Source organism: Cupriavidus sp. SIMBA_020 (assembly GCF_046535395.1).
GTDB classification, from domain to species: domain Bacteria; phylum Pseudomonadota; class Gammaproteobacteria; order Burkholderiales; family Burkholderiaceae; genus Cupriavidus; species Cupriavidus campinensis.
This window is the reverse complement of record NZ_JAWRWU010001094.1, coordinates 1-255: the sequence shown is the minus strand read 5'-3', so window position 1 is coordinate 255 and position 255 is coordinate 1. Positions and strand designations below refer to the sequence as shown.

The 255-nt window shown below is 60.8% G+C and carries 1 protein-coding gene; it reads right to left on the bottom strand.

The features are described 5' to 3' along the window. On the bottom strand, positions 1-255 hold a 255-nt coding region (locus SB751_RS32880; protein WP_410749363.1), incomplete at both ends, for a hypothetical protein.

The window sequence follows — 255 nt, the reverse complement described above, 5'->3', positions numbered from 1 at the left end:
CCAGACTATTATCGGTGAGTTTGATGTGTTCGATCGACAGCCGCCACAAATCGGTGGGACGCAGGCGCGCAACCGGGTGCCGGATGAGATAGCGATCCATCGCGGCTTCGAGTTCCGCACCGGAAAGCCGCGTCGCGAACGCCGAGAACTGTACGCCGCGTATATCGCGAAGGCGCTCGGGTTGTTCGGAAACCGTTGCCGAAACCATCGGTCGGCTTTGCATCGCGTGACCGTGGCGCGTTTTCAGGCTGGTCA